The sequence below is a fragment of the Trinickia mobilis genome (genome assembly GCF_017315705.1).
Taxonomy (GTDB): domain Bacteria; phylum Pseudomonadota; class Gammaproteobacteria; order Burkholderiales; family Burkholderiaceae; genus Trinickia_A; species Trinickia_A mobilis.
Map to the genome: position 1 here is coordinate 82408 of NZ_JAFLRF010000005.1, position 21104 is coordinate 103511.

A 21104-nucleotide genomic window follows, 5' to 3' on the forward strand; every position below is an offset into this window, starting at 1 on the left:
CGGACGACGGAGCTGCGAAAGCAACGAAGCGCGCATCGCTGCGCCGCACGATACGGAATCAACTGGAGAAATACATGGCATCCGTCAACAAGGTCATTCTCGTCGGCAATCTCGGCGCCGATCCTGAAGTGCGTTATTTGCCGAGCGGGGACGCCGTCGCGAACATCCGCCTTGCGACTACCGACCGCTACAAGGACAAAGCGTCCGGTGAGCTCAAGGAAATGACCGAGTGGCACCGCGTCGCGTTCTTCGGCCGCCTGGCCGAGATCGTGAACGAATATTTGAAGAAGGGCTCGTCGGTATATATCGAAGGCCGCTTGCGGACTCGCAAGTACCAAGGCCAGGACGGCCAGGATCGCTTCTCAACGGAAATCGTCGCCGACCAAATGCAAATGCTCGGCGGCCGCGGCGGCTCGGGCGGCGGTGGCGGTGGTGACGAAGGCGGCTATAGCCGCGGCGAACCTTCCGAGCGCGGCGGCGGCCGTGTCGCTGGCGGCGGTGCGGCGCGCAGCGGGGGTGGCGGCGGCGGTGCGAGCCGTCCGAGCGCGCCGGCCGGCGGCGGGTTCGACGAGATGGACGACGATATTCCGTTCTAAAAGCAGATGTGCGCCTGACGGACGTTATCCGTCGCCAGGGAAAAGCCCGCGATTGCGGGCTTTTTTTCACCCGGAGCGTCTTCCCCGCGCTCGCCGGCGGTTTCTCGCTTCTTTACGCTGCCGTTGCGGCTCCCAAGCCTCCCGAACTATTGCGATTGGGCTTTATCCGCGCTGTTGGTGATGGCGTGCCCGCCCTTCGAAATGTCCTCGCCGGCGCCGGCCACGGTGTTGCAGGCGGCCAGCCATCCGGTGCAGCTCAGCAGCACCAAAACGATCAATCTGTTCACGATTTTTCCTCCTGAACGGCGATTTTTTACACACGGGTAAGCCGCCGCTAAAGTCGGGCCGCCGCTCCCGATAGGGGACCGTTTGCCCTCCCGCAGAAGTCGAGCCGCAAATTGCGCGCCCGGCCGAACGCGAACGGCAATGAGGCGTCGGCGCTGTCGCGCGGCACGCCGTCCCGCTGCCGGGAGGTTCTCCGGCTGGAAGCCGTTATAATGCGGCACCCATTTTCCTCGTTCCCGCCATGAGCCGACTCCTGTGCGCGCTGGTCGTTTCGCTGGGCCTGATGCAGTGCGCGGTTGCGCACGATCGGGCGCAGGCAGATGCGTTGGCGAGCGACGTGTCGGCCATGGCGAGTTCGCCCGACGCCGCGAGCGACTCGGCGGCTCCGCAAACCCACGCGATAACGAATCTGCTCACGCAGAAGTTTGGTCTCGCGCGCGCCAAGGCGGAGCAGATCTCGGCGGCGGTGATGTCGTCGGCGTCGAAATATTCGTTGCCGCCCGCGCTGGTGCTCGCGATCATTTCGATCGAATCGCGCTTCAAGGAAAAAGCCAAAGGCTTGCACGGCGCGACCGGCCTCATGCAGGTGGTGCCGGCGGCCCACAAGCGGCTTGTGAAGAATCTCGACCTGACTGCCCCTGAAGACAATATCGAAGCGGGATCCGCGATTTTGCACGGCTACCTCCAGTCGGCACAGGGCGATGTCGCCGCAGCGCTGAAAAGCTACGGCGGATCGAAGGCCTACGCGCAAAAAGTCAGCCTGCGCGTAAAGGACTTCCAATTCGACACCGCCGCAAGCGATCCCGCCGGTTCACCCTAGCCGGCACGAGTGCCTCGTAACGGGCACATATCGTTGCCCCTATCAACGCGCTGGCGCAGCTTTCCGCGCTGATTCAGAAGCGTCCTATTTTCGGTGGCGCTCGGCTGTGGTCTTATCGATGAGTTGTGGCGCGCACGCAATAGCGTGCCTGCAACATGCGTAACTCATAGCGCGAACGCGCCGATCACCCCAGAGAGACCCACCGTGAATATTCGAGTCATCCTGGCCGACGATCATCCATTTGTACTGCTTGGCATTAAAGCGGCTCTCGAAAGAGACGCGGACATCAGGGTGGTCGGCACGGCAAGCACACCGAGCGAATTGCTCGTCACGCTGCATGCCACGCCGTGCCACGTGCTCGTCACGGATCTCGCCATGCCCGACCCCGACGGCACGCACGAAGACGGTTTGCAACTTGTGCGGCGCATTCGCCGCGAGTGGCCGCAGCTCGGTGTCGTCGTGCTCACGAGCCTGACGAACGGCACGATCCTGCGGGCCATCGTGAGGGATCAGGCGATCAGCGTCGTCAACAAAATGGAGTCGCTGGAGGACGTGGCCGTTGCCGTGCGCCTGGCGGCCCAAGGAGACGCGCATGTCGGAGACACGATAGCCGGTGCGCTTTCCAATCCGGGCGCGGACGCGTTCAAGTCGGCCCGTCTCTCGCCACGCGAAACGGAAGTCGTGCGTTTGTTCGCGGGCGGCCATTCGATCGCCGAAATTGCTTGCAAGCTCGACCGGGACGTTCGCACCGTGAGCCGCCAGAAACGCGATGCGATGACAAAGCTTGGTATCCACAACGATCCTGGGCTCTTTGCGTTCGCTCATGCACACGGGTTGATTTGAGCAATATCAAGCGATCTGTAGGCGGTAAGGAATCCCCTACTAATTAATCTGTCTTTTCAGAGCATTCCTATGTCGGAATGCTAAAAAATATTCGATGCTCTCGTGATTACCCATTTCCTGTGTAAGTTCACCGATATGGGGACAATTGCGGAGGCAAAATAGATGACAGAAATCGACACCGTAGTGCCGATTAAAACGATCATTGCGGATGATCACCCATTGGTGCTGCTGGCGATTGAAAATCTCGTCGCGTCACTGCCCGATATGCAAATTGTCGGTCGCGCGATCGACTCAGCGGAGCTCTTCAACAAGCTCAGCCAGCTCGAATGCGATGTCGTCGTGACCGACTTGTTCATGCCCGGCGGTGCACAAGGCGACGGCCTCGAAATCATTCGGCTTTTCAAGGTGCGCTATCCCAATCTGGCGTTGGTCATACTCACCATGTCGACGGACGTCGACGTTCTACGGGAAGCGATTGCGCTCGGCGCCGACGCGATCCTCAGCAAGCGCGACCGTATCGACCTGATGCATGTCGCGGTTGTCACCGCGCTCGCGCGAGAGTTCTATCTCGGCCCTACTATCCGAACGTTGCTTGCCGATGCGAGGCTCGCGCAAAGGCTCGAGTGCGTCCGCCAGCTGTTGTCGAAACGAGAACTCCAAGTCCTCACCCACTACGCGTCAGGGCTCGGTATCACGGAAATCGCAAGGCAAACTGGCCGCAGCGTGAAGACGATTAGTGCGCAGAAGTGCGCGGCCATGAAAAAACTTGCTTTGCAGAGCGATGTCGATCTCTATCGTTTTGCGCTCGAGCATGGCCTCGTCGCAGGGGAGCGTTCCTCGTAATTCCGCAGGCGAGGCCGGGCCGTACCCGAGTCGGCGCTTCACAGTCGAAGATGGCTGATTGAGAGCAGTCGAAATAAATAAAGCGCAGGAACACCCGCGGGGGACACGCAAGGGCGGGGCAACAAACAAAAGCAAAAGACAAGATGAAGAACACGATCCGAATCATCGTTGCAGATGACCATCCGAGCGTTTGTCTTGGAATTACCAGTCTCTTCTCGGCCGTACCCAAATTCTCCGTTGTCGGACAAGCCTCCGACGCGCAATCGCTTGCCGAGTGTCTGGATGCCTATCCGTGCGACATCATCGTCAGCGACGTCGGCATGCCGGGCCTGAACGGCGAAAGCAACGCCATCTCGCTGCTGCGCACGGTCCTGCGTCGGAGGCTGCGACCGTACGTCATCGTCCTCACGATGATCAATCACAGCCAGATGCTGACTGGCTTGCTGCAAATGGGGGTGTCCGCAATCATCGACAAACGCGACGCCGCCGAATCGCTGATCCTGGCGGTCGAATCGATCGGCACGGGGCAGCCGTACCTATCCGAACACGTCCTCGACACGATCGGCACTACGGACGGATTTCCGGCTTTCCGGGCCGGGGTATTGACCCGCCGGGAATGGGAGGTCTTCCAACTCTATGCAAAAGGCATGGCAATTCATCAGATTGCCAAGCACCTCGGACGCAGCGGAAAAACGATCAGCACGCAAAAGCGCAGCACGATGCGCAAACTCGGTCTCGATACGGAAGCACAACTGATCGAATACGCCCGTCAGATCGGGCTCACCTAGTCCGGCCCGCATATTTTAGGAATCGTCTGATTGGATTTTTGTCGCCTTCGCTCGACACTAGCCGACGGCGCACGAATCGGTGCACGCCCACCGGAGGCGGAATTCCGCAATCAAGACGGCGCAGAGATCGGGTAAGCCGAGATCGACGTTGGGCCGCCCCCACGGCGCGACGGGCGATGGAGGTGAAATGTCGAATCTAAGAAGACGGCTGTTGGCCGAAGCCGCGGGAACGGCGTGGGTGGTGTTCATCGGTTGCGGCAGCATGGTGCTTTCCGCCAATTTCTGCGCTCAAGGTTTGGGTCTCCTCGGCGTGTCGCTTGCCTTCGGGCTCAGTTTCACGACGATGGCTTACGCCATTTGGCCGGTATCCGGCGCACACATGAACCCAGCGGTGACGGTCGGTTTTGCGGTCGCGCAGCGGTTTTCGATTCGCGAACTCGTGCCGTATCTTGCGGCGCAAGTCGTCGGCGCGACGTTTGGCGCGTGGCTTCTGGCCTACGTCGCCGGCGGCCGGCCGGGCTTCGATCTCGCTGGGGCGGAGTTCGGCGCGAACGGGTACGGCGACCACTCGCCGTTCGACTACCGCTTGCATGCTGCAGCCGCACTCGAGTTTGCGATGTCGTTCGCGCTCGTTACGGTCAATCTGCTCGTATCGAGCCTGCGGATGTCCCGCATCATCGGGCCCCCGGCTGTCGGTTCTTGCATCGCATTGACCTGCCTGGTTTCGCTGCCCGTCACGAACGGCTCGGCCAATCCGGCGCGCTCGACCGGACCGGCGCTGCTGGTGGGCGGCTGGGCACTCGATCAACTCTGGCTCTTCTGGGCGGCGCCGATGGCCGCCGCCATCCTGGCCGGCTTGTTGTTCCCGCTCCTTAAGAGCAGGCCGCGCACGGCCGGCGCGCTCGATCAGCGGCAGCGCACGGCGGGCCGGTAAGCGTGGCCACATGAGTATCGCGGCGCTGTTCAAATGGCGATTCAGTGCGGGCTGGAAATGCTGTCTGCCATGCGCGTTCGCGCTGGCTCTTCTTCTTGGAGCACATTTTGCCTTTGCCGCTGTCGGTGCGGTTCGGCCGGGAGCGTCTGCGCCGGTCAGTTCGGCCGCAGTCTCGTCTCGGAGGCCGTCGAAGCTGACGGTCGGCATGCTCGCCGGCGGCTGGGCGCCGTTTGACGAGTGGGTGGACGGCAAGCCCGCAGGGCTCAGCATCGACTACCTCCGCCTGACCCTGCCCGATAACGTCTCGCTCGACGTGAAAGCCTTCCCGGACATGGCTGCGTTGCTGACGGCTGCGTGCGAGGGGCAGGTCGACATCGTGCCGAGCGTTGCGCGCACGCCCGAGCGCGAGCGCTGCCTCACGTTTTCGGCGCCGTACTTCCACGCAGCGACGGCCGTCGTGACCCGAACGAACGAGAACGCCTTATCGGAGTCGACCCGCTTGGGCTACGCACGAATCGCGGTGGAAAAGGGGTTTTCGCTGGAGCGGCAATTGATCGACCGCTACCCGCGTGCGCAGATCGAGGTGCAGCCGGACACCGCTGCCGCGCTGCGCGCCATCGCGGACGGTACCGCCGACGCCTACTTCGGCTTTGCGCCGGCCGTTCGACACGCGCTGACAGCCGGCAATTTCGGCAATTTGCACATCGCGTTCGAAGAAGCGAACCGGATGGACGAACTGCGTTTCGCGATGCCGCGCAGTCGGGCGGCGCTGCGCAACCAGATCGATGCCGAGCTGGCGCGCCTGCGTCCGGTCGATGAGGGCGCGATCCGCGCGCGCTGGATCGGCGCGACAATCGACGCGCGGAACGGGGAGCCGGGCAAGGGCTTGGAACTCGACGCGCGTGAGCAAGCCTATCTGCGCGCGCTGCCGGCCGTCACGATCGGCTTCGACGCGTCCTGGGCGCCGTTCAGCTATATCGATGAGGCGGGCCGTCCGAGCGGCATCGCTTCCGACTACCTCGACTATCTGAGCCGCACGCTCGGCCTGTCGTTTCGCCGCTCGCCGGACGCCGACTGGGCTTCGACGCTCGTATCGTTCGAGCGCGGCAACGTCGCGCTGCTCGCGACCGCGACGGCCGGCGATCCGCGCCTGCCCGGCGCCCAATTCACCGACGCATACGAAAGCTATCCGATCGTGGTCGCCGCTCGCCGCAACGAGCCGCCGGCGCAAAGCCTCGCTGATTTCACCAATCGCCGCATCGTCGTGACCGGGCATCTGGCTGATCCGATGCGGTACTTGCGGGCGGCGCCGGACGTGTCGGTGATCGTGGCGCCCACCGTAGAGGCCGCGCTGCGCAAGGTGGCGGACGGCGAAGCCGACGCATTCGTCGACAACGTCGCGACGATCGACGCCGCGATTCAGGATCAGTACGCGGAAACGTTGAAGATCGTGGGCACCGTCGACGGGACCGACCAGATCGCGTTTGCGCTCAGTCCGGACCTCGAACCGCTGGCCGGGCTCATCGAGCGCGCGCTGCGCGCGATGCCGCAGGCCGAGAAGCTGCGCATTCGCCAGAAATGGCAGGGCGATGCCACGCACGATCATGGGGCGAAGGTGACGTCGCTGCGGCTGTTGCCGCTCTTGATCGGGATCGGCGTTGCGCTGTTCGTGACGCTGCGCGCGTATGCACTGCTGCAGCGCGAGGTGCGGCGGCGCGAGCACACCGAGCGTCAGCTCGAGTCGCAACTGAATTTCCAGCAGACGATGATGGAGATGGTGCCGTATCCGCTGATCGCGAAGGATGACAAGAACCGCTACATCGCGGTCAACCGGGCATTCGAGCTCACGCTCGGAGTGGATCGCAAGGACGTGGTCGGCCGCACCGGCGCCGAGGCGCGCGCATGGGGCATGCAGCACAGCGAAACGCTCGACCGCCTCACGGCCGAGACGCTGCGCATGGGCGCGCTGCGCAGCATCGAGCTCGACTTCACGAACCGCGCGGGCGATTTGCGGCACGGCCTGTTCTGGGTCGGCGCATGTGCGGGCCTCGACGGAGCTGGACCGGGCGTCATCTGCACGATGGTCGACATCACGGAAATTCGCCGCGCCGAGCGCCGCGCCCGCGAAACCGAGCGGCGCCTGTTCGACGTCACCCGCTCGCTGCCCGCCGTCGTGTTCCAGTTGCGGCGCGACGTGAACGGCGTGTACTCGCTGCCCTATATCGGAGGGGACACGGTGCATTTGCTGGGCGGCGAAGACACCGCGCCGTTCGAGGACGGCGCGTTCACGCTCATCTGCGACGAAGATCGCGCGCGCATCCAGGCCGAGCTCGAACTGTCCGCGGTGACGGGCGAGCCGATCCTCGCTGAATTCCGCCGCCGCGGCAGCGGGGCCTCGCGCTGGGTGAGGGCCGAGCTCGTGCCTCGCCGGGAGGCGAACGGCAGCGTCGTGTGGAGCGGTTATTGGGCCGATGCGAGCGTCGAGCGCGCGCGCACTGACGAACTCGCGCGCGCGCGCGACATGGCCGAAGCGGCATCGAAGGCCAAGGACGATTTCCTCGCGATGATGAGCCACGAGATCCGCACGCCGATGAACGGCGTGCTGGGTCTCGTCGAGGTGCTGGAGACGACGCCGCTCAACGTCGACCAGCAGCAGATGCTCGGCATGATTCACGATTCGGCGGGCGCCCTGCTGCAGATTCTCGACGACCTGCTCGACTACTCGAAGATCGAGGCCGGCGCGCTCACGATCGAGGCCGAACCGATCGACATGCGCGAGCTGGTCGACGGCGCGGTTGGCCTCTTGGCGGGGCGCGCGCACGAAAAGGGCCTGCGCATGCGCGTCGACGTCGAGCCTGAAGTCGCGGCGACGCTGCGCGGCGACAGTGTGCGGCTGCGGCAGATTCTCTTCAACCTGCTCAGCAACGCGATCAAGTTCACGCTGACGGGCGAGGTGTCGGTGCACGTGGCCGTCGTCACGCAGACCGAGGCGGGGCAGAGCATCGACATGTCGGTCGAGGATACCGGCATCGAGATCGCCCCGGACGTCCAGGCGCGCCTGTTCGAGCCGTTCGTGCAGGCAGAGTCGTCGACGACCCGGCGCTTCGGCGGCACGGGCCTTGGCCTCACGATCTGCCGCAAGCTCATCGATCTGATGGGCGGCACGCTCGCGCTGCACAGCACGCCCGGTGCGGGCACCAAGATGATGGCGCGCCTCGTGATGCCGGTCGCTCAGCAAAACTATGCGACAGGGCGTCTGCGCGGCAAGCGGGGGATCGTCGCCATCGACGATTTCCGCATCGCCCGGGCGCTCGTGCATTTCGGCCAGGCGCTCGGCATGGATCTGCGCCGTATTTCGCCCGGCAGTGCGGAACTGGACGACCCGGCCAAGATGGCCGACGTCGACCTGATCTTCGTGCGCGACGATTTCGACGTGCAAAGGCTCGGACGCAGCAAGCCCCGAGTCATCCACGTGACGGAAAAGAACAAGGCGACCGGCTACCGCGTGCTCGAAAACGACATCCGCGTGAGCGTCAATCCGATCTCCTGGCACGGGCTGGGCGCCGCTTGCGTGGCGGCGCTGTCCGACGCTGCCCAGCCGGCGGCGAAGGGCGGCGCTTTCGACGAGCGCCGCGCGCCGCCCGATCGCGACAGCGCAATTGCGAGCGGCCGCCTGGTGCTCGTGGCGGAAGATCATCCGGTGAATCAGGAGTTGATCCGCCAGCAGTTGGAACTGCTCGGTTTTGCGTGCGACGTGGTGGACGACGGCGCCGCGGCGCTCTCGGCGCTCGAGCGTCACCCGTATGGCTTCCTGATCACCGACTGCCACATGCCGAACGTATCCGGCTACGAGCTGGCGCAGCAGGTGCGCGAGCGGGAGAGCCGGCTCGGCAATGCGGCCCGCCTGCCGATTCTGGGCATTACAGCGAGCACGGCGCCGGAGGAATTGCGGTTGTGCCGCGACGCCGGCATGGACGACTGTCTCGTGAAGCCGACGCGGCTCGCTACGCTGCGCGATCACCTCGATCGCTGGTTCGGCGCGGATGGAGAACGCAGCGGCGCGGTCGCGCAAGCCCGCCCGGCGCCGGCTTGGCGTCGCGGCGGAGCCGGCGCGTTCGGCCCCGACGATCTCGCCTACATGCGGCAGTTGTGGGGCAGCGAATCGACAGTCAAGGCGCTGCTCGATTCGTTCGTCGCTTCGCTGCGCGACGATTTGCGCAAGCTGCCGCCGCTTTTCGAGAGCGGGGACAAGATGAAGCTGCGGCATTGGCACCATCGCGTGGCCGGCGCTGCGAGCGTGTTGCGCTATCAGCCTCTGCTCGACGTGTTCGAGGCCTATCGCAACGATATGACGACGAAACCGCACGACGAACTGTGTGCGGCAGGCCGCTTGCTCATCGAGACCTGTACGGCGATGCTCGAATGCATCGAGGAGCAGGCATCGCGCCTTTCGTAGCCGTCCGCCGGGCCCCGCCGTGCGCGGAAACCCCGGGCTCTGACAGCGGCGGCCTCTGCTAGACTTCAACGTGCAAGGCATAAAAAAACAAATCGACTTAGCTGGGCGTTTTCAAATACAGGAACTAGAAATGAAATGGCTCCGTCGATTGTTGATGATCGTGCCGGCGCTCGCGGCGATCGGCTACGCGCAGGCCACCAAATGGACCAACCTGTCTAGCGCGAGCGACCTCGTCTACGCGATCGATACCGATAGCATCGCGAAGAGCCCCCAGGGCTACATCGAATATCTGGCGAAGACGACCTGGACGACGCCTTCGCCGCTGCCGGGCTCGACGGCGCCGGTGGCGGTGTCGGTCACGCGCTATCAGATCGATTGCGGCAACAAGCAATGGCGTGCGCTCGATACGCACTATCAGGCGGCGGACGGCTCGTCGGTCGGCATTTATTCGCCGGCCCCCGCCGAGTGGGCACGGGTCTCGCCGGGCACCGTCGTCGACGTGATGTTTCAGAAGGTCTGCTGAACAAGCGCTGCGAGCGCGGCTTATACGCGGGGAAAGGCAAAAAAAACGCGGCCGAAGCCGCGTCAAACATTGGAGACTGCCTTCGATGAAGGAGTCGCTTCTCGCAAAAACAAGTCTAGTTAAAGTGCATGAAACAATCGAGTCCGAAATTTGCAATTGTCTGTTTTCGACAAGGTGAAGAACTTCGGCCATTTGCACTAGGATGAGAGTCCGCCGCTCACTTCGCGACTCGTCCGAAGGTCGCACCGGCGGCTTCTACGTTCTGGAGAGAATATGTTGTCAATTCGAAAGCTGAATGTGGCCGTACTGTTGTGGGCAGTAGCGACGGGTGCGGCCTATGCCGATACGGTCGCGCTCAAGGCGGATCTCGAACCGTCGAGCGAAGTGCCGCCGAAGACGAGCCATGGCCATGGCGCGCTCACGGCGACGTTCGATACGTCGTCCAAAGCGCTGAAATGGCACATCAGGTACGAAGGGCTCTCCGGCCCTGCCGTCGCCGCGCATTTCCACGGTCCGGCGCCGGTCGGCCAGAACGCGGACGTTCAGGTGCCGATCCCGAAAGACAAGCTCGCGAGCCCGATCGACGGTTCCGCGACGTTGACCGATTCGCAGGTCGCTGACCTGATGGCCGGGAAGTGGTACTTCAATGTCCACACCGCGGCGAATCCGAGCGGCGAGATCCGCGGTCAGGTCCTGCCGGCGAACTGAGCCGGACCGAGCGTTACATGACGGGCCCGAGCTTGGCTGCGAGGGTCGTTGGGGCGTGTGCACCCACAGCCGCGCCTGGAATTGCCCTTACCATGAAGCATCACACCAACAACAGGGAGGGCGCCGCGATGAGTTGGCAGAGCGCAATAGCATGCTGGTTCCTGCGCCGGCAGTTCCGGCCGGAGACGCTGAAGCCGGACATCAGCGTGGAGCGGACGCGAGAGCATGCGGATCGGCGTCTTTGGTCGCCGAAAGTGCCTCGCGGCTGGCGTCTCGTGGAACGATACCGGCCCGGCGACGCGCCGTTGCGCGGCGAGTGGCTGGAACCGCCGGCCGGCGCACCGGACACCGCGCGAACCCGCACCGTTTTCTATATCCACGGGGGCGGCTACTACTTTTGCTCACCCAAGACACATCGTTCGCTCGTGTTCGCGCTGGCCGCGCGCTGCGGCGTCCGCACGTATTCGCTCGACTATCGGCTCGCCCCCGAGCATCCGTTTCCCGCCGCGCTCGACGATGCACTGGCGGCATACCGCCGGCTTCTTGCCGACGGCATGCCGCCCGATTCGATCGTGCTGGCGGGCGATTCCGCCGGCGGCGGCCTCGCGCTCGCGACGCTGGTCGCGCTGCGCGATGCGGGCGATCCGCTGCCGGCCGCCGCGCTGCTGTTCTCGCCGTGGACCGATCTCGCGGCGACCGGTGCGACGATTGCGACCAACGACGGTGTCGACCCGATGTTCTACGGCGCGGCGATCGCGCGGGCGGCGAAGTTCTATCTCGCCGATACGCCCGCGACGCATCCTCATGCGTCACCTCTCTACGCCGACTTTGCGGGCCTGCCGCCGCTTTTCATCCAGGCGGGCAGCACTGAAGTGCTGCTCGACGATTCGCGCCGCGTCGCGGAAAAGGCGCGTGCGGCAGGGGTACCCGTCGAGATCGAGATCTGGCCGGACATGCCGCACGTCTGGCAGCTCTACGCGCCGTTCGTGCCGGAGGCCGGGAAGGCGCTCGATCGCGCCACCGAGTTCGTGCGCCGCGTTGCGCGTGAGCATGCCGCTCAGGCGTCGAGCGACACGTCGATGGTCTGATACGCGGCCTTGACGGCCTCTTGGCCATAGCGGCGCTCGAGCCGGCGCATGGTGAAGTGTCCGTGCGCCATCTGCTGAAAGTGGTCGATGAAGACGGTGTTGACCATCGCGCCGAGCACCGCGCCGATCGCGGGAATCGACTTCGCCGCGATCTGTTCGCTCACCTGCACCGAGAAGCGCGAGGCGATCGCATTCACGAGGCGCAGGAGCGCGGTGGAGCTGTGCGACGTGAAGCCCTTCGCCGCAATCTCCGACGTCGTCTTCGACACCTGCTGGGCAAGCGCGCCGCGCACGATGAAATAGCCGAGTTCGGCGTCTTCGCCGGCGCCGCCCGGCTTCCTCAGGCTGCCCATCCCAAGGACCGCGAGGCACTGCAATTGCGAATCGATTGCGGCCAGATCCTCGCCTTCGCTGCGGGCGATGTCGCAGATCGAGCGGAACATCAGCGTCGTCGTAACCGGCAGCTCGACCGGCAGCGCCAGGAAGCCGAACGCGCCGCCCGCGGCGCCCGTGGTCGCGACGGCCAGCTTGTGCAGCAGGTTGCTGGGCTTGTCCAGGGCGGCGCCCGCTGTGGCATCCGCTTTGCCGAGCGTGCGCAACGCGATTTGCAGGCACTTGCGCAGCGCGATCTGCGTGGCATCCGCGATCTTTTCGTTCGCGACGCCCGGTAAGCTCGAAATGAGTTTTTCGACGGGCGAGCCGACGATGCCGGCGAGCTTCATCGTCAGCGACGGGCTCTCCAATTGCGCTTTCGCGTGGCGCAGCGCTTTCAGGTCGTCGGCGGACAGGGTGGCGGCAAGCAGGATCGGCTCCATGAGTGTCCTTTGGTCAGACAAAACGGCTGCGCAGTGTGCGCGCTGCCCGCCTGTCAGACAGGAGATTACCCGCCGTGCTATGATCTCGCATTGTTTGACTCGTCAACCGTTGTAACATCAAAAAATGGCCGTTCATACCGCAGCCCACCATTCGAGCGGGCAGGTGCTTCCTTTCCGAGAGTCGCTCCTTGCGATGCTCGGCATTTCCTTCGTGACGATGCTGGTCGCGCTCGATCAAACCGTCGTCGGCACGGCGCTGCCGACCATCGTCTCCGAACTCAAAGGTTTCGAGCTGTACGCGTGGGTCGCGACCTCGTATTTGCTGACTTCCGTGATCACCGTGCCGATCTTCGGCCGGCTCGGCGACTACTACGGGCGCAAGCCGTTCGTGATCGCGTCGATCGTGCTCTTCACCGGCGCGTCGGTGCTGTGCGGCGCCGCCAACGACATGCTCTTTCTCGTGCTCGCGCGCGGCCTCCAGGGGATCGGCGGCGGGATGCTCGTGGGCACCGCGTTCGCGTGCATTCCGGACCTCTTTCCCGATTCCGTCGTGCGCCTGCGCTGGCAAGTGATGATGAGCTCGGCGTTCGGCATCGCCAACGCGGTCGGGCCGTCGCTCGGCGGTTTCCTGACCCAGTACTACGGGTGGCGTTCGGTCTTCTACGTCAATTTGCCGGTCGGGCTGCTGTCGCTCTTCTTCGTGTGGCGCTACCTGCCGCATCTGCGCCACATCGAGCATCGCGGCAAGATGCGGCTCGATTGGCCCGGTGCGCTCCTGATTGCCGCGGCGCTCGGCTGCCTGCAGCTTTTCGTCGAGCTGCTGCCGAAGCACGGCGTTACGCCCGGCGTGGCGGCGCTCTTGGCAGTCACCGCCGTCTCGGCCTGGGCGCTGTGGAAATGGGAGAAGCGCTTCGAGCACGCCATTCTGCCCGTCGACATGTTCCGCAACCGCGCTTTGGCCGCGCTGTTCACGCTTGCGGTGCTCGGCGGCTTTTCGATGTTTTCGCTGCTGTTCTATGCGCCGCTCCTGTTCCAGGGCGGTTTCGGTCTCTCGCCCAAGGACGCGGGCCTCGTCATCACACCGCTCGTCGTGTTCATCACGATCGGCAGTATCGTGAACGGACGCATCGTCACGCGCATCCGCAATCCGAACGCGATGCTGTACGTCGGTTTTGCGCTGCTGGCGCTGTCGTGCCTCGGCGCGGTGGTCGCGACGCGCACCATGCCGCGGCCGCTCCTGATGACGTTCATGGCGCTGGGCGGCGTCGGACTCGGCTTCGTGATGCCGAACCTCACCGTGTTCGCGCAGCAGACTGCCGGACGCGAACATCTCGGCATAGCGACGGCGCTATTGCAATCGCTGCGCATGATCGGCGGCATGATCGGCACCGCGCTGACCGGCACGCTCGTCACGCACATGTACGCGAGCGGCGTGCGCAACGCGCTTTTCGCGGACGGCGCAGAGCATTGGTTCAGCCAGATGGGCGACCCGCAGATTCTCATCAATCGCGATGCGCAAAGCACGCTGGTCGGCCAGCTCGCGCAGGCAGGACACAGTGGCGCGGCGCTGCTCGAATCGGCGCGCGAGGCGCTCGTTGGCGCGATTCATCTGGGTCTGGCGGTCGCGGCGGTCGTGGCGGTCATTTCCGTGTGGCAGTCGCGGCGCGTGCCGCACGTGAAGATCCGGCGGGTCGAGCCGGTCGTCCACGCCGATTAAGGCCCCCAATCACCTATCAGTCACGTTTCAGTTTCGGGTAACAACATGGAAGAGCAGGATCGCGTCGCCATCGTTCAGCAGTTCGGCCGGACTTACCGGGTTTTCATGTCGGCATTCGAGGCGCACGTCGGGCACCCGTTGCCGCGTTGGCGCATTCTGCGCGAACTGCACGATCAGAAGGGCGAGTCGTCGCAAAAGCGGCTGGTGGAGCGCTTGCGTGTCGACCCAGGAGCGCTCACGCGGCAATTGAAGTCGCTCGAAGCGCTCGGCTGGATCGCGCGCAGCACCGACGTGCGCGACAACCGCATCACCAACGTGAAGCTCACCGGCGAAGGGCGCGCCGCGATCGAGGCGAGCCTGCCGCGGCGCAATGCGTTCCTGCACGACACGATGTCGGCGTTGCCGGACGAGGTGTTGTCCGCGCTAGGCAGCGCGCTGAGGATGCTTGAGGTGCGGATCAGCGAGGTAGGTGCGCCGATGCCGGAGGAGATCGTCGAGCGATAAGGGTGCGGCTTGCTTCGCTTGGAGCGCAAGCGTCGCTCGCGGTCTCGCAGGGATGGCCGGTGCGGTGGCGGGATGCGCACGCCAGCGCCGGCGCACGAATCCCGCCGGCGCTCAGAAGAACGTTTCGATCACCTCCGTCACGCGGTACGTCGGATCGACGACGAGCACCTGCCGCCACTTGTCGAACGTGAGGCACGGATGCGAGATATCGAACGCGATCATGTCGCCCACCTTGAGATCGGCGCCCGGCGGAATCCGCAGATAGGCGTGCTGATCCATTATGCCGAACACTTCCCAGCCCTCGTCGGCACCGATATTGCGCGGCCCGCTCGTGCCGGGGCGATAGTGGCGCGCCGGTTCCGGCAGGCCCGCATCGAACGCCGAGTCGCGCTTGCCCATGCCGACGATCGCGCGGTCCGGCTCGGGAATCGATTGCACGTAAGCCCATAGCTGCAGCGCCGGCAGCAGACCTTCGCCCATTTTTTTGGCGATCGGGTTGCGCGCGAAGATGTCGGCCTGCGCTTTCTTGTAGATGCCGACGTCGTGCGTCAGATAGCAGCCCGGGCGCAGCACGACCTCGATCTTGCCCGCAGCCGACGCTTGCGCGAATTCCTCCGCCACCACGTCGTACCACGCGGAACCCGCGCCTGACAGAATCGCCGGCGTGCGCGCGAAGCGGCCGGCGCTCGCGAGTTCGCGCGTCGTCGCGACCGCGCCGCGCAGGAAATCGCGCACGTCCTGCTCTTCCTTCAACACGCCTTCGTAAAGCTCGACGCCTGCCAGTTTGATTGCGCGCGGGTAGCGCGCGATCGCCGCCAGCACGGCGTCGCGCTGCGCCGCGTCGCGCACGCCGCTGCGTCCGGCGGGCACGCCGAGTTCGAGCAGCACTTGCAGCGGCTTGCCCGCCGCGCCGAAGAATTCGCCGAGCTGCTCGACGCCTTCCACCGAATCGACCAGACAGAAGAACTCGAATTCCGGATCGGTGAGCAGTTCGGCGATCATCGCCATGTTGTGCTTGCCGACGAGCTGGTTCGCCATCAGCACGCGCTGCACGCCGCCGAGATACGCCGCGCGCACCTGGTGCGCGGTGGCGAGCGTGATGCCCCAAGCGCCGGTTTCGATTTGCCGGCGAAAGAGCTGCGGTGCCATCGTCGTCTTGCCGTGCGGCGCGAGCTTCACGCCGTATTCGGCGACGAACGCCTGCATCCATTTCAGGTTGTGCTCGATCCGGTCCGCGTACAGCACGGCCGCGGGCAGACTGACATCCTCGTTCAGCAGATTCCACTCGAGGCGTGCCGCTTCGTCGAGTTGCACGCTCGCGCTCGGCAACCTGCCGAGGCCCTTGCCGTAGGGATCGATCGTCGCGGTCTGATAGTTTGTAACTTTCAGCATTACTGCCCCATCGTTCGGTTAAATAAAATCGAAGGTTGACTTTGCCATGGTACAGAAAGTACGATCGGTGCGGAAATGTTATTTAGTACCAAGGCTTGCTGCAGGGCGCTTGGTGCAAAGCGCGCCAACGGATGAACACGACCAGCGAACCGCTCACTTTCGATATCGTCGCACGCATCGCCGAATGCGCGCCGGAGTTGCGCTCGGCGGAGCGCAAGGTCGCGGCGCTGATCCTCGACGATCTGACCGGCGCATCGCGCGCCAGCATCGGCTCGCTCGCGAAAGACGCCGAAGTCAGCATCGCGACGGTCACGCGCTTCGCGAAGGCCGTGGGCTGCCGCGACGTGCGCGAGCTGAAGCTGCGTCTCGCGCAGGCGGCCGCAGTCGGGCAGCGCTTTCTAAAGGCAAACACTAGCGGCGGCGATACGCCTGAGCCGCTTGCCACGCGCGTATTCGACGACGTGCAGACCGCGCTCGCTCACAACCACCAGCTGCTGCGCCAGGCGCCGATCGCCGAGGCGTCCGCCGCGCTGCGCGCCGCGAAGATGATCTACGTGTTCGGCATGGGCGGCGGCTCGACTGCGCTCGCCGACGAGATGCGCTTTCGCCTCGTGCGGCTCGGCCGCCCGGTCGCCACCTACCAGGATGGCCTGCTGCAGCGGATGGTTGCCAGCACGGTGTCACGCGAATGTGTCGTGATTGCGTTGTCGACGACCGGGAGCGTGCCCGAGATGGTCGAAAGCTGCCGGATCGCGCAGCGCTACGGCGCGACGCTCGTCGCGATCACCGCACCCGCGTCGCCGCTCGCGAAGCTTGCCGACTGGCTGATCCCGATCGTCGCGTTCGAAACCGATTTCATCTACAAGCCGTCGTCGTCGCGCTACGCCATGATGATGGCGCTCGACGTACTCGTCACCGAACTCGCGCTCGCGCAAGGCGACGAGAGCCGCGAACTGCTGCGCCGCATGAAGCACGCGCTCGACGCGCATCGCGGCGGCGGCGAGCGCCAACCGCTAGGAGACTGACTCATGCACTCGCATCCCGAAGCCGCCGACACGCTGATCGTCGACGTGCAACTCTACGACGGCACGGGCGCGCCGCCCGTCGAGCGCGACGTCGCGTTGCGCAACGGCAAGATCGCGGCGATCGGCAATCTGTCCAACTGGCTCGCGGAAGAGGTCGTCGAGGCGAACGGGCACGCGCTCGCGCCGGGCTTCATCGACGTGCACACGCACGACGATACCCACGTGATCCGCGCGCCGCAGATGCTGCCGAAGCTGTCGCAAGGGGTGACGACGGTGATCGTCGGCAACTGCGGGATCAGCGCGTCGCCGGTCACGTTGAAGGGCGATCCGCCCGACCCGATGAACCTGCTCGGCGAGCGCGACGCGTTTCGTTATCCGACTTTTGCCGCTTATGTCGACGCGGTGAACGCGGCGCAGCCGGCGGTCAACGTCGCGGCGCTCATCGGCCACACGGCGCTGCGCAGCAACCAGATGGACCGGCTGGACCGCGCCGCGAGCGCGGGCGAAATCCAGGCGATGTGCGCGCAGCTCGAAGAAGCGTTGGCGCACGGCGCGCTTGGGCTCAGTTCGGGGCTCGCGTACGGCTCGGCGTTCGCCGCACCGGCCGAAGAAGTGATGGCGCTCGCCGAGCCGCTCGCCGCGGCGGGCGCGCTCTACACGACGCACATGCGCACCGAGTTCGACGCGATCCTCGATGCGATGGACGAGGCGTACCGCGTCGGGCGGCATGCACGCGTGCCGGTCGTGATCTCGCATCTGAAGTGCGCGGGGCCGTCGAATTGGGGGCGCAGCACGGAGGTGCTCGCGTCGCTCGAAGACGCGCGGCGCATGCAGCCGGTCGGCTGCGATTGCTATCCGTATAACCGCAGTTCGTCGACGCTCGATCTGAAACAGGTCACGGGCGAGATCGACATCACGATTACCTGGTCGAAGCCGCATCCCGAGATGGCGGGCAAGCTCGTGAAGGACATCGCCACGGAATGGGGCGTGCCGCAGCAAGAGGCCGCAGCGCGCCTGCAGCCGGCGGGCGCCGTCTATCACAACATGTCGGAGGAGGACGTGCGGCGCATCCTGTCGCATCCGGCGACGATGGTCGGCTCCGACGGCCTGCCGAACGATCCGCTGCCGCATCCGCGTCTGTGGGGCGCGTTCCCGCGCGTGCTCGGCCACTATGTGCGCGACGCGAAGCTGATTCCGCTCGAAGAGGCGGTGCGCAAGATGACGGGGCTCTCGGCGCGGCGCTTTGGGCTCGCGCAGCGCGGCGAGATCCACATCGGCCATCACGCCGACCTCGTGCTGTTCGACCCGGCGCGCGTGCGCGATGCCGCCACGTTCGACAACCCGCAGCAGCCGGCGGACGGCATCGAAGCCGTCTGGGTGAACGGCGCGCTGTCGTACCGCGACGGGCAGGCGACGGGCGAGCGGGCCGGGCACTTCGTCGCGCGCGGCGCGCAATCGAAGGGCGATGCGCACGGGGCGTTCTGACCGGCGGCGTCGCGGCGAAATTGATCAACTGTGCCGGCGCCGCCGCTTTGCATGCAATGGCACGGCGCGCGCCTTAACCCAACGGAAGGAGTGAAACAAGATGAAGCGATATGGAGTTGGCGATGCCAAGGGCACCGGCGGTCAGGTGATGCCGTTTGCGCGCGCGGTCGAGGCGGACGGCTGGCTGTACGTGTCGGGCCAGACGCCGATGGTCAACGGCGAAGTGGTGGAGGGCGGCATCGTCACGCAGTCGAAGCAGGCGATCGAGAACGTGCTCGCGATCCTGAAGGAAGCGGGCTACGGCCTGGAGCACGTCGTGCGCTGCGGCGTGTGGCTCGACGACGCGCGCGATTTTGCGTCGTTCAACAGGGTCTTCCTGTCGTACTTCGGCGAGAATCCGCCGGCACGCGCGTGCGTGCAGTCGAGCATGGTGATCGACTGCAAGGTGGAGGTGGATTGCATCGCGTATAAGGCGCCGGCGGGGAAGGCGTAACGCACTGTCGTGGCGTTGCGCACTGACTCCGGCCCCATGCAACCCTGACGCCTACTGCCGCGCCAGCCTCGCGTTATCCGGCATCGGCAGGTTATAGCTGGTTCGGAACGGATTGATATCGAGCCCGCCGCGCCGCGTGTAGCGCGCGTAGACCGCGAGCTTCACCGGCTGGCACTCGCGCATGATGTCGATGAAGATCCGCTCGACGCACTGCTCGTGAAAGCCCGTGTGGTTGCGGTACGAAATGATGTAGCGCAACAGCCCCGCATGGTCGATCTGCGGGCCGACGTAGTGGATCTGCACGCTGCCCCAGTCGGGCTGCCCCGTCACCGGACAGTTCGATTTCAGCAGGTTCGAAAACAGCGTCTCTTCGACCGGCGCTTCGTTGAGCGCGGCTTTCAGCAAGGTCGGATCGGGGTGGTAGACGTCAGCGTCGAGATCGAGCCGGTCGAGCGACAAGCCCTCGAACTCGTCGAGCTTGAGCTTCGCGAACTCCGCCGACGGCGTCGCCAGGCGCACCGGCACGCTCGCGCCGCACGCTGCCGACACATCGCGCTTGAGCATTTCGCGCAGCGCGTCGAGCGAATCGACTTGCGTCTGTGCAAACGAACCGAGATAAAGCTTGAACGACTTCGACTCGACGATGTTCGGCGATTCGGCCGGCACGTAGAACGTCGCGATCGCGATCTGCGGCTTGCCGCGCGGGTTCAGCCACGACAGCTCGTATGCATTCCAAATGTCGGTGCCGAAGAACGGCAGTTGCGCGCCGATGCCGATCGCCTCGCGCGCCTTGTTGCGCGGAATCGGAAAGAGCAGCGTCGGGTCGTACTGTTCGGTGTACGCGGCGGGTTTGCCGAGAGGGGATTGTTCGGGCGTCATGATGCGTTCACGATGCCGCTCACCACGTGGCCCGTCGCCGTGACGACGCGGGCCGATTCGCAGTGGCGGATTTGATCGTCGAAGAAGAAATCGGGTTCGAACTCGCGCAGGAACGCGCTTTTGTCGAGTCCGCCGAGGAACATCGCTTCGTCGATTTCGATGTTCCAGTCCATCAAGGTGCGGATCGCGCGTTCGTGCGCCGGCGCGGAACGCGCGGTGACCAGCGCTGTGCGAATGCGCGGCCGCACGCCGCCGTCCGCGAGCTTTTGCAGCGTGTGCAGCGCCTCGAGAAGAGGCTTCAAGGGACCGTCGGCGAGCGGCAGGTCCTTGTTGTCCGTCTCGTGGCTCACGAACGCCTGGATGCCGCTCGCCTGAAAGACGCGCTCGGCTTCGTCGGAGAACAGCACGGCGTCGCCGTCGAAGGCAACGCGGATTTCGTCCGGATAGGTGCTCGCCATGCGCGCCGACTCAGGCAGCACGCGTGCCGCAGGAAAACCGGCCGCGAGCGCATCGCGCACGTCGTCCTGATTCGCCGACAGAAACAGCGACGCGTTCAGCGCCTTCAGATACCCGAACGGCGCGCGCCCGCGCGTGAACACGCCGCGCTCGATCGCGAGCCCATGCTCGGCGCACGAGCGGAACGCGCGCAGGCCGCTGATCGGATCGCTGCGCGACAGCAGCACGACTTCGACGCGATGATGCACGCCTGCATTGAGCGCAAGCAGCTTGCGAATCAGCGCGAACGCGACGCCGGGCTTCGCGGCGAGGTTCAGGCGCGAGCGCTGCAGCGTCTCGTAGGCCTTCAGGTCGCCCTCTTCGAAGACGCGGTTTTCCTCCTCGAAGTCGAACAGCGCCCGCGACGAGATCGCTACGACCAGTTTGTCATCGAGCGAGAAAGGCATGCGCGCAC

Annotated in this window: 20 protein-coding genes; 15 read left to right on the top strand and 5 right to left on the bottom strand. The window is 65.0% G+C overall.

The genetic code is table 11. The annotated features are described in order from the left end of the window. Positions 1–74 precede the first annotated feature (74 nt). Positions 75–596, top strand: a complete 522-nt coding sequence (locus tag J3489_RS08850; RefSeq protein ID WP_206997347.1) for a single-stranded DNA-binding protein — start codon at positions 75–77, stop codon at positions 594–596. Positions 597–742: 146 nt separating this feature from the next. On the opposite strand, the gene J3489_RS08855 is transcribed toward J3489_RS08850, so the two are convergent. Continuing rightward, positions 743–883 (bottom strand): entericidin A/B family lipoprotein, encoded by a 141-nt coding sequence (locus tag J3489_RS08855; RefSeq protein ID WP_206997348.1) that lies wholly within the window; start codon positions 881–883, stop codon positions 743–745. A 239-nt stretch (positions 884–1122) separates the two neighbouring features. Here J3489_RS08855 and J3489_RS08860 point away from each other — a divergent pair, with 239 nt between their 5' ends. The 9 genes from J3489_RS08860 to J3489_RS08900 all read left to right on the top strand — a co-directional run bounded on the left by J3489_RS08860 (position 1123) and on the right by J3489_RS08900 (position 11884). After that, positions 1123–1701, top strand: a complete 579-nt coding sequence (locus J3489_RS08860) for a transglycosylase SLT domain-containing protein (protein ID WP_206997349.1) — start codon at positions 1123–1125, stop codon at positions 1699–1701. Positions 1702–1905: 204 nt separating this feature from the next. Further along, positions 1906–2544, top strand: coding sequence for a response regulator (locus tag J3489_RS08865; protein ID WP_309491352.1), 639 nt, complete (start codon positions 1906–1908; stop codon positions 2542–2544). 162 nt (positions 2545–2706) lie between these two features. Then, entirely contained in the window at positions 2707–3387 is a 681-nt protein-coding gene (locus J3489_RS08870) for a response regulator (RefSeq protein WP_206997350.1), read from the top strand. Positions 3388–3530: 143 nt separating this feature from the next. Next, on the top strand, positions 3531–4175 hold the full coding sequence (locus J3489_RS08875; protein ID WP_206997351.1) for a response regulator: 645 nt from the start codon (positions 3531–3533) through the stop codon (positions 4173–4175). Between the two features lie 187 nt (positions 4176–4362). Next, positions 4363–5109, top strand: coding sequence for an aquaporin Z (aqpZ, locus tag J3489_RS08880; protein ID WP_206997352.1), 747 nt, complete (start codon positions 4363–4365; stop codon positions 5107–5109). 205 nt (positions 5110–5314) lie between these two features. Beyond that, positions 5315–9565: an ATP-binding protein gene (locus J3489_RS08885; RefSeq protein WP_242539897.1), complete on the top strand. Its 4251-nt coding sequence runs from the start codon at positions 5315–5317 to the stop codon at positions 9563–9565. Between the two features lie 130 nt (positions 9566–9695). Next, positions 9696–10088: a surface-adhesin E family protein gene (locus J3489_RS08890; protein ID WP_206997354.1), complete on the top strand. Its 393-nt coding sequence runs from the start codon at positions 9696–9698 to the stop codon at positions 10086–10088. Positions 10089–10361: 273 nt separating this feature from the next. Next, the gene (locus J3489_RS08895; RefSeq protein ID WP_206997355.1) at positions 10362–10796 is read left to right on the top strand and encodes a CHRD domain-containing protein; all 435 of its coding nucleotides are present in this window, start codon (positions 10362–10364) and stop codon (positions 10794–10796) included. 128 nt (positions 10797–10924) lie between these two features. After that, complete coding sequence (locus J3489_RS08900; protein ID WP_206997580.1) at positions 10925–11884, top strand: alpha/beta hydrolase; 960 nt, start codon at positions 10925–10927, stop codon at positions 11882–11884. On the opposite strand, the gene J3489_RS08905 is transcribed toward J3489_RS08900, so the two are convergent. Next, complete coding sequence (locus J3489_RS08905; protein ID WP_206997356.1) at positions 11854–12699, bottom strand: EcsC family protein; 846 nt, start codon at positions 12697–12699, stop codon at positions 11854–11856. The two genes, J3489_RS08900 and J3489_RS08905, sit on opposite strands and share 31 nt — an antisense overlap. Positions 12700–12823: 124 nt before the next feature. Between J3489_RS08905 and J3489_RS08910 the strand changes: the two genes are divergently transcribed. Both J3489_RS08910 and J3489_RS08915 read left to right on the top strand, forming a co-directional pair. Further along, positions 12824–14416, top strand: a complete 1593-nt coding sequence (locus tag J3489_RS08910; protein WP_206997357.1) for an MDR family MFS transporter — start codon at positions 12824–12826, stop codon at positions 14414–14416. Positions 14417–14461: 45 nt separating this feature from the next. Beyond that, positions 14462–14920 (top strand): MarR family winged helix-turn-helix transcriptional regulator, encoded by a 459-nt coding sequence (locus J3489_RS08915; RefSeq protein WP_206997358.1) that lies wholly within the window; start codon positions 14462–14464, stop codon positions 14918–14920. A gap of 111 nt (positions 14921–15031) precedes the next feature. On the opposite strand, the gene J3489_RS08920 is transcribed toward J3489_RS08915, so the two are convergent. Continuing rightward, positions 15032–16309, bottom strand: coding sequence for an amino acid deaminase (locus J3489_RS08920; protein WP_206997581.1), 1278 nt, complete (start codon positions 16307–16309; stop codon positions 15032–15034). A 134-nt stretch (positions 16310–16443) separates the two neighbouring features. Between J3489_RS08920 and J3489_RS08925 the strand changes: the two genes are divergently transcribed. The 3 genes from J3489_RS08925 (at position 16444) to J3489_RS08935 (ending at position 19315) form a co-directional block, all read left to right on the top strand. Continuing rightward, positions 16444–17337 (top strand): MurR/RpiR family transcriptional regulator, encoded by an 894-nt coding sequence (locus J3489_RS08925; protein WP_206997359.1) that lies wholly within the window; start codon positions 16444–16446, stop codon positions 17335–17337. 3 nt (positions 17338–17340) lie between these two features. Continuing rightward, positions 17341–18822, top strand: a complete 1482-nt coding sequence (locus tag J3489_RS08930) for an N-acyl-D-amino-acid deacylase family protein (protein WP_206997360.1) — start codon at positions 17341–17343, stop codon at positions 18820–18822. 100 nt (positions 18823–18922) lie between these two features. Continuing rightward, positions 18923–19315: a RidA family protein gene (locus J3489_RS08935; RefSeq protein WP_206997361.1), complete on the top strand. Its 393-nt coding sequence runs from the start codon at positions 18923–18925 to the stop codon at positions 19313–19315. 51 nt (positions 19316–19366) lie between these two features. Here J3489_RS08935 and queF read toward each other — a convergent pair whose 3' ends face one another. Together queF and J3489_RS08945 are read right to left on the bottom strand one after the other, a co-directional pair. After that, a complete protein-coding gene (queF, locus tag J3489_RS08940; protein WP_206997362.1) occupies positions 19367–20194 on the bottom strand; it encodes an NADPH-dependent 7-cyano-7-deazaguanine reductase QueF in 828 nt (275 codons plus the stop codon). Next, positions 20191–21096, bottom strand: coding sequence for a 5'-nucleotidase (locus J3489_RS08945; RefSeq protein WP_206997363.1), 906 nt, complete (start codon positions 21094–21096; stop codon positions 20191–20193). Before J3489_RS08945 ends, queF begins: the two co-directional genes overlap by 4 nt. Positions 21097–21104: the final 8 nt, after the last annotated feature.